The sequence below is a fragment of the Paenibacillus kribbensis genome (assembly GCF_001705305.1).
Classification (GTDB): domain Bacteria; phylum Bacillota; class Bacilli; order Paenibacillales; family Paenibacillaceae; genus Paenibacillus; species Paenibacillus kribbensis_B.
The window spans coordinates 119,805-127,236 of record NZ_MCBP01000017.1 but is presented as its reverse complement, the minus strand read 5'-3'; the positions used below and the strand labels follow the sequence as shown (position 1 = coordinate 127,236).

At 45.5% G+C, this 7,432-nt stretch carries 7 protein-coding genes, 2 rRNA genes and 1 riboswitch; of the genes, 7 read left to right on the top strand and 2 right to left on the bottom strand.

What is annotated here, in order from left to right:
- The 5 genes from BAZ21_RS24115 to BAZ21_RS29200 form a co-directional block, all read left to right on the top strand.
- Positions 1 to 117: ribosomal RNA gene (locus tag BAZ21_RS24115) — 23S ribosomal RNA — on the top strand; the annotation flags it as partial.
- A 151-nt stretch (positions 118 to 268) separates the two neighbouring features.
- Positions 269 to 385: ribosomal RNA gene (gene rrf / locus BAZ21_RS24110) — 5S ribosomal RNA — on the top strand.
- Between the two features lie 198 nt (positions 386 to 583).
- Complete coding sequence (locus BAZ21_RS24105; RefSeq protein WP_068505431.1) at positions 584 to 1,576, top strand: ketoacyl-ACP synthase III; 993 nt, start codon at positions 584 to 586, stop codon at positions 1,574 to 1,576.
- 127 nt (positions 1,577 to 1,703) lie between these two features.
- Positions 1,704 to 3,839, top strand: a complete 2,136-nt coding sequence (locus tag BAZ21_RS24100) for a DNA topoisomerase III (protein ID WP_068505430.1) — start codon at positions 1,704 to 1,706, stop codon at positions 3,837 to 3,839.
- Between the two features lie 99 nt (positions 3,840 to 3,938).
- Entirely contained in the window at positions 3,939 to 4,076 is a 138-nt protein-coding gene (locus BAZ21_RS29200; protein ID WP_010348781.1) for a hypothetical protein, read from the top strand.
- Between the two features lie 192 nt (positions 4,077 to 4,268).
- Here BAZ21_RS29200 and BAZ21_RS24095 read toward each other — a convergent pair whose 3' ends face one another.
- The gene (locus BAZ21_RS24095) at positions 4,269 to 5,423 is read right to left on the bottom strand and encodes a type II asparaginase (protein ID WP_084011893.1); all 1,155 of its coding nucleotides are present in this window, start codon (positions 5,421 to 5,423) and stop codon (positions 4,269 to 4,271) included.
- A 400-nt stretch (positions 5,424 to 5,823) separates the two neighbouring features.
- Entirely contained in the window at positions 5,824 to 5,952 is a 129-nt protein-coding gene (locus BAZ21_RS28255) for a DUF4023 family protein (protein WP_084011891.1), read from the bottom strand.
- 189 nt (positions 5,953 to 6,141) lie between these two features.
- On the opposite strand from BAZ21_RS28255, the gene BAZ21_RS24090 reads away from it, so the two are divergent.
- Positions 6,142 to 6,405: a DUF1294 domain-containing protein gene (locus tag BAZ21_RS24090; RefSeq protein ID WP_007428829.1), complete on the top strand. Its 264-nt coding sequence runs from the start codon at positions 6,142 to 6,144 to the stop codon at positions 6,403 to 6,405.
- 143 nt (positions 6,406 to 6,548) lie between these two features.
- Entirely contained in the window at positions 6,549 to 6,983 is a 435-nt protein-coding gene (locus BAZ21_RS24085) for a universal stress protein (RefSeq protein ID WP_043922641.1), read from the top strand.
- A gap of 347 nt (positions 6,984 to 7,330) precedes the next feature.
- A riboswitch (purine riboswitch) is annotated at positions 7,331 to 7,432 on the top strand.

Below are 7,432 nucleotides of genomic sequence, written 5' to 3'. Positions count from 1 at the left end.
AAGATGAGATTTCCCAATTAGTAAGACCCCTTGAAGACGACGAGGTAGATAGGTTGGGGGTGGAAGTGCAGTAATGCATGGAGCTGACCAATACTAATCGGTCGAGGGCTTATCCTAAAGATAAATGCAATGGAGTTTCGGATCCAGTTTTCAGGGTGTAACACCTTGAAGGTATGTACAAGTGCATACGAAATACGCATTGAAATTCATTCACACGGCTGTGATGAACCGAGTTTCAATACGGAAGAATTTGCGAAGCAAATTCATGTTTGGTGGCGATAGCGGAGGGGTTCCACACGTACCCATCCCGAACACGACCGTTAAGCCCTCCAGCGCCGATGGTACTTGGACCGCAGGGTCCTGGGAGAGTAGGACGTTGCCAAGCAATAAGTAAAAAGAGCCATGATCTTAGAAGATCATGGCTCTTTTTTTGCGTTGAAAGCAATGAAATTTATATATTTAAAGAAATAAGTGCAGATTAAGATTAACTCATCATAATGTCAGCAAATTTAAAATAAATTAGTACCAGGTATTAGTATCTGGTGTTATAATATGATTAAGATTACAAAGGAGAGTGATCAGATTGTTGAATTCAAAAGCAAAGCTAACGGCCCTAGGGACTTATGTACCTGAGCGGATTTTAACGAATGCCGACTTGGAGAAGCTTGTGGAAACTAGCGACGAGTGGATTGTACAACGAACAGGTATGCGTGAACGGAGAATTGCAGCTGAAGATCAATACGTCTCTGATTTATGTATACAAGCAATTACACGTATGATTAATCTTTATAACGTAAATATAAACGATGTTGACATGATTATTGTAGCGACGAGTACCCCTGATTACTACTTTCCAAGTACGGCCTCACGTATTCAGGCTCATTTCAATATTCCGGATACAGGGTCGATGGATGTTAGTGCAGCATGTGCAGGGTTTGCCTATGGACTTCATTTGGCAAATGGCCTTATTACGAGTGGTCTGCACCGCAAGGTGTTAGTGGTGGGAGCGGAAACGTTATCCAAAATTACGGATTATACGGATCGGACGACATGTGTACTTTTTGGAGATGGAGCAGGTGTGGCACTGGTTGAATACGACGAGGAGGAAGGATCATTTTTGGCTGCGGATATAGGAACCTATGGCCAAGGGGGAGCGCATCTTTATCGGGCAGGATTATCTAATTACTTGGATGGAGAAAAGCTGCAAGATCATGGATTTATCGCCCAAAATGGACGTGAGGTTTATAAATGGGCCGTTCGCTCCGTTCCAACGGGAATCGAACGTTTATTGAATCAGGCCGATATGAAGAAGGAAGATCTCGACTGGTTTGTACCACATAGCGCTAATTTGAGAATGATCGAGTCCATATGTGAAAGAAGCATAATACCATTGGAGAAGACGCTGACAAGTGTAGAGTTTTATGGCAATACATCGGCGGCGTCTATCCCGTTAGCTTTACAGTGCGGTTTGGATAATGGACGTTTACGGTATGGACAGCATGTCATGTTATATGGATTTGGAGGCGGCCTGACATATGCGGGTCTTCTACTAAAATGGAGTGTGCCTGATTTGTAAGATGTCCTAACCAATGTAAAAGCAATGCGAATAGTATGTACAAACATGTTAAAAAGAGCCGTTGACTTAGATTTATCGTAGGATGGCAGGATGGTATAATTAATACTATGAGAGAAAGGAGCGTAACATGAAGGTATTGGTATTGGCAGAAAAACCATCCGTAGCCAGAGAGATTGCACGTGTGATGGGCAGCCGTGAGAAGCATAAAAGTTATATAGAAGGACCCAAGTATGTGGTGACATGGGCATTGGGGCATTTGGTCGGCTTAGCAGAGCCGGAGGATTACGATTCTAAATATGCATCCTGGAATTTGGAGGACTTGCCCATTCTTCCAAAGAACTCGAAGCTAAAGGTACTGCGCGAAAGCAATCATCAGTTCAAAGCTGTACAGCGGCTTATGAAGCGGCAGGACATTGGTGAGCTTATCGTTGCAACAGACGCTGCTCGTGAAGGAGAGCTGTTGGCGCGTTGGATCATACAAATGGCAAACTGGAAAAAGCCTTTCCGGCGCTTATGGATTTCTTCGCAGACAGATAAGGCGATCAAGGAAGGCTTTGCAAAGCTATTGCCTGGTCAGCAGTTTGATCGTTTATATGAGTCGGCTCGCTGTAGGGCTGAAGCAGACTGGATGATTGGTCTCAATGTGACACGTGCCTTGACTTGCCGTTATAACGCACAGCTTTCGGCTGGAAGAGTTCAGACTCCAACGCTGGGAATGATTATGGAACGAGAAAAAGAGATTACGCAGTTTCGTTCTCAGGAATATGATACGTTGACAGCAGATTTTGGCGACTTTCAGGCAGCTTGGCGGGCAGAAAACGGAGATTCACGCATGTTTGACCGTACGCAAGCAGAGGCTTTGTGCCGTAGACTGGAGGGTGCCAAAGGCACGGTTGCCAGCGTTAAAAAGAGTGAAAAGAATGAGCCTCATCCATTAGCTTACGATTTAACGGAACTGCAAAGAGACGCTAACCAGCGCTATGGCTTTTCCGCCAAACAGACATCTAATGTGCTTCAGCGTCTGTATGAACAGCATAAGCTGGTCACCTATCCACGTACAGACAGTCGCTATTTAACCTCTGATATGGTAGGTACTCTTAAGGAAAGGCTCAGCAGCGTAGCCGTAGGCCCGTATGCCTCCTTGGCTCGCCCGTTGCTGCGTAACAATCTGCCGATCACAAAGCGAATTGTGGATGACAGTAAGGTCACGGATCACCATGCAATTATTCCTACAGAGCAGACCTTGCTGCTTAATCAGCTAAGCCCGGAGGAACGCAAGCTGTATGATCTGATTGCACGCCGTTTTATCAGTCTATTCTATCCGCCTGCACGCTATGACGCTGTAGCGGTATCGGTCACGGTAGAGCAGGAGACGTTTCAGGTCAAAGGCACAACCATAAAAGATAGTGGCTGGCGGGCTGTATATGACGGAAGCCATTATGAACTGGATGATGAAGAAGCAGAGGAACGTGAGGACACTGAGCGTGGCGTTATTTTGCCTGAACTGAAAAAAGGAGATGCCGTCCGCATACAGCGTTGCCTTGTGCGAGCTGGGCGAACGATGCCTCCGAAGCGATACACGGAAGCGGCCTTGCTGGCCCAGATGGAGAAGCATGGACTGGGTACTCCTGCTACTCGCGCCGATCTGATCGAGAAGCTCGTCAGCTCGGATACGATTGAGCGCCAGGGGAACGTGATGCATCCCACCGGGAAAGGCAAGCAACTGATCGAGTTGGCGGCTCCGCAGCTTCGAACGCCTGAGCTGACGGCGCATTGGGAAGCGGAGCTGGAACGAATCGCGCGTGGTCAGGGGAAACCGGAGCCGTTTTTGAACTCTATCCGTGCTATGGCGAAAGAACTGGTTTCTACTGTAAAAAATAGCAGTGCCGAATACAAGCCTCATAACGTGACGAACAGTCATTGTCCGAATTGTGGTACAAAGCTGTTGGAGAAGAAGGGCAGACAGGGCAAATTTCTGGTATGTCCAAGCACGGATTGCGGTTACCGACGTGCAGGGGAAAAACGTTTGTCGAACCGGCGCTGCCCGCAGTGTCATAAGAAGATGGAAATGAAAGAAGGCAAAGCGGGACTGTATGTAAGATGTTTGCCCTGCGGCATTACGGAGACGCTGGATAAGGACAAGCAACGGGTAAACAAGCGGGAACAGCAAAAGCTGGTAAGGCAATATGAAAAGCAGGAATCTTTTGGTTCGAGCTTGGGAGATCTGCTAAAAGCAGCTATGGATCAAAAGCAAGGCAAGTAACGGAAATCCAAAAGAAGATGTAAGCTCCACCCATAGCAGGTGCACGTCGGTATAAAAACGTTCACTCCTTGGCATGGTAAGCCGAGGAGGTGAGCAATTATGTCAAAGCATAAGCCGCTTAAAATCAATAATCAGCAAAATAAATCAAGTATACTGGAGGAAGAAATCGCTCCTCATCCAGAGAAGCAGGCCAAATATCCTCCAAGCCTTAATGGAATTCCCAAGCAGCGGCCTTGAATCGCTGAATAGGCGGGCTGGGCAAAATAGTTTGTGAGCATATGGCGATTAAAATTCAGACGGAGCATTCACTGATATCCGCCATGATCTTACAGCAAAAAGCAGCAGAACGGTGGTATCTACACCACCGTAACTGCTGCTTTTTTAATGAAAAGGACACTGATTATTATCTTGCTTTGGGATGACTACTTCTTAGTATTCATTGAAGAAGGATTGGATTTGATTCACATCATGCGTTTGCGTCAATGCGAGCATGAGCAAAATCCGTGCTTTTTGCGGATTGAGCGAATCGGTGGAAACAAAGTTCGATGCCGCGTCTTTCGTTGATGGAGATACGACTCCACTTCCTACACGTGTGGAGCGGGCGATAATGACTCCTTTTTTACCAGCAGCCTCAGCACCTTCTGTAGAGGTTTTGGACAAGGAGCCATTCCCGGAACCGGCTACAACGATCCCTTTGGCACCAGCCGCTACAGCAGCATCATACAGATAGCGACCGTTGTTTTGATATTCGTATAAAATATCTACCTGTGGAAGCTCGGTCAGATTGGAGATGTCGAATACGGAAGCAGTTGTATGCTTACGTGCAGATTTATTATAGTAGTACACTTGATCTCCGACAACAGCTCCCAGATACCCCTGTTCCACGGACTTGAACGTATCCACTGTGGTCGTGTTTGTCTTGGTGATGTATCTTGCTGCACCAATGCGGTCATTCAGCAGTACAAGAACGCCTTGCCCTTTGGAGCCTGGGGCGCCGGCGACTTTTACAGCATTATAGAGGTTAAAAGGGCCGTCGGCACTGATCGCTGTAGCAGGACGCATGGAGCCAACAACAACTACAGGCTTGTCGCTTTTGACCACAAGATCCAGGAAATAGGCTGTTTCTTCCAATGTATCTGTACCGTGCGTAATTACGACTCCATCTACGTCATCTCTGGCAAGCAGTTCATTGGTGCGTTTGGCAAGCTTTAAGAGGATGTCGTTATTAATGTCGGGGCTGCCTACGTTAACAACCTGTTCACCACTGACGTTGGCAATACTTTTCATCTCAGGAACAGCTTTAATCAAGGTTTCAATACCCAGTGCGCCTGCTTTGTAGTCTGTTGTATCGGTATTGACAGCAGATGATCCTGCGATGGTTCCTCCTGTGGCCAGTATTTTAATATTGGGTAAATGGTTGGTTTGAGGTTTTTCAGATTTGTCTGCAGTCGTAGAGACAGAAGCAGGTGTAGTCGTGCTGGTGGCTGCTGCCGCAGTGTTCGTAAATCCACTACTCCATAAGGTACTTCCGAGAATAAAGCCGGCCAATAGGGGAATCATCGTCATTTTCTTCATGTTAGTCATATAAAGCTCCTCTCCAATGTAAAAACCTGAATTTTAATGATAGATTAACTGACGAGAAAAATGTCGAATTGCGTTAATGTCACGAATTATAGGGGATGAAATTGTTTTAAGTCAATATGTATGTTATAAAACATGACATTAAAATTTATTTTATAAAAATGTAATCGCTTTATTATTGCATTTTATCTGATTTTTGCATAGAGTTCATTTCGTGGGGTGAGAGGTTTTTTTTGGCTTCACGCAAATTGCAAAAACAGCAAGCAGATATCCCAAAAGGAGTCTGCTTGCTGTTTATGTGGAACTGAACGACCAGTTTGTCTTAATTCATTAAAGGAAGCTACAAGGTTAAGTGGATTGGATGCGTTAGTAACATGGTTCTACAGCTTAGGCAGAGCCTTTATCAGGGATTTTTGGTATGCTGTTTGGTTGGCAGGCTGGCACTGGGAGTTCCTTTTCCTTGTTTACGGTTGTGCTCTGCCTTTTTTGCATTTTCTCGCAGTTTTTCAACGTATTCATGGGTGCTTTCCATCGAAGTTCCTCCTTTGAGACAAAATAGATGTAGTCGAGGATTTCCTCATACCACGTTACTATATCCGCCAAAGCGCTATTCCAGTCAAAAGAAGATTGTTTCTGTAAAAGGGGCGAGGGTATAATGGGGGGAGAGTGCTATATAAGCCCTAATATCTGATTGGTACGGTGTATAAAAGGAGGAGAGACATTGCAGACAGGCTTGTTCGTATGGCTGCTGTTTATCAATGCAGTAGGCTATCTGGTAATGTCGGAGGATAAAAAAAGAGCGCGCAAGCATCGTGATCGGGTGCCTGAACGGACGCTGTTTTTGCTGGCCCTGATCGGAGGAGCATTGGGCGTGCTGATTGCGATGTACCGCAAACGCCATAAAACACGGCATATAAGCTTCAGACTCGGTATTCCTGCGTTGCTGTTCATTAACGCATTGCTATATGGATATTTTTTGCGGTAAAGCCGGGGTTTAGGTTCGTATAGAAATGTTTAATGATGAGTAAGGCGGCTATTCCAGCGTCCACGAATGTATTGTGCAAGCGTGCAAAGGAATACATATTTCAGGGTGGGATTTAACAAACTGAAAAGGAAGAGGTGTATATGATGCTATTTTCAAAAATATTGCTTGCTTATGACGGTTCGGATGCGGCCAATAAGGCTTTGCTGAAGGCGGCTGAATTAACCAAGGCATCACCGTCCTCGAAGCTTGAGGTTATAACGGCATTTGATTTCCCGCGAATTTTTATGGGTGAAGGCTTAGCTCCAATCCCGGCTTCGGTGAATAAAGAATATTACGATTTGGCGGAGCAGACTACGGATGAAGCTAAAAAGCGGCTTGCTGAGCAAGGCGTAGATGCCAAGGTGGAACTGATTCAAGGTTCGCCAGCCGAAGTTATTTTGGATTATGCCAATGAAAATGGCTTTGATGTGATTGTGATCGGCAGCCGCGGCTTGGGTGGTATTCGTGAATTTGTATTGGGCAGCGTGAGTCACAATGTGGTGCAGCATGCGCGTATTCCTGTGCTGGTTGTTAAGTAACAGAATAAAAAGAGTAAAAGTCGGATTACTTTCTATTCAGGAAGTACCGACTTTTTTTTCTGCATAGTGGGAGTGTTCGCTGATATGAGTTCAAGGCAGAGAGTTGGCTAAATGTGCCGCTGTTGTCAGACTCTCAGGTATATAAGCGTATTGATTTTGCCAAACACGAACATTCAATTGGATGATTTTAATAATGTTCGTTTTCAAGTTGACATAGGGTGTAGGGAATTGTTAAACTATGAAGTGTATTGTCGATAAAAAATGAACTTTAGGCGCAATTTAATAAGGTACACATGTTGGAGCCGAAACAAATCACGATTATGCTAGGAAAGTATATCGTTTGGGATGAAGTAGGCACCATGCTGACTCGTATAATGCCGGGGATATGGCCCGGAAGTTTCTACCTGGAAACCTTAAATTTCCGGACTACGGGAGACATACGGCTGAAG

What these genes read in the sequence shown, in the direction of transcription:
- BAZ21_RS24100 (WP_068505430.1), top strand. Translation starts at nt 1,704, where the DNA reads ATGAAGGTATTGGTATTGGCAGAAAAACCATCCGTAGCCAGAGAGATT.
- BAZ21_RS29200 (WP_010348781.1), top strand. Translation starts at nt 3,939, where the DNA reads ATGTCAAAGCATAAGCCGCTTAAAATCAATAATCAGCAAAATAAATCA.
- BAZ21_RS28255 (WP_084011891.1), bottom strand. Translation starts at nt 5,952, where the DNA reads ATGGAAAGCACCCATGAATACGTTGAAAAACTGCGAGAAAATGCAAAA.
- BAZ21_RS24095 (WP_084011893.1), bottom strand. Translation starts at nt 5,423, where the DNA reads ATGACTAACATGAAGAAAATGACGATGATTCCCCTATTGGCCGGCTTT.
- BAZ21_RS24085 (WP_043922641.1), top strand. Translation starts at nt 6,549, where the DNA reads ATGCTATTTTCAAAAATATTGCTTGCTTATGACGGTTCGGATGCGGCC.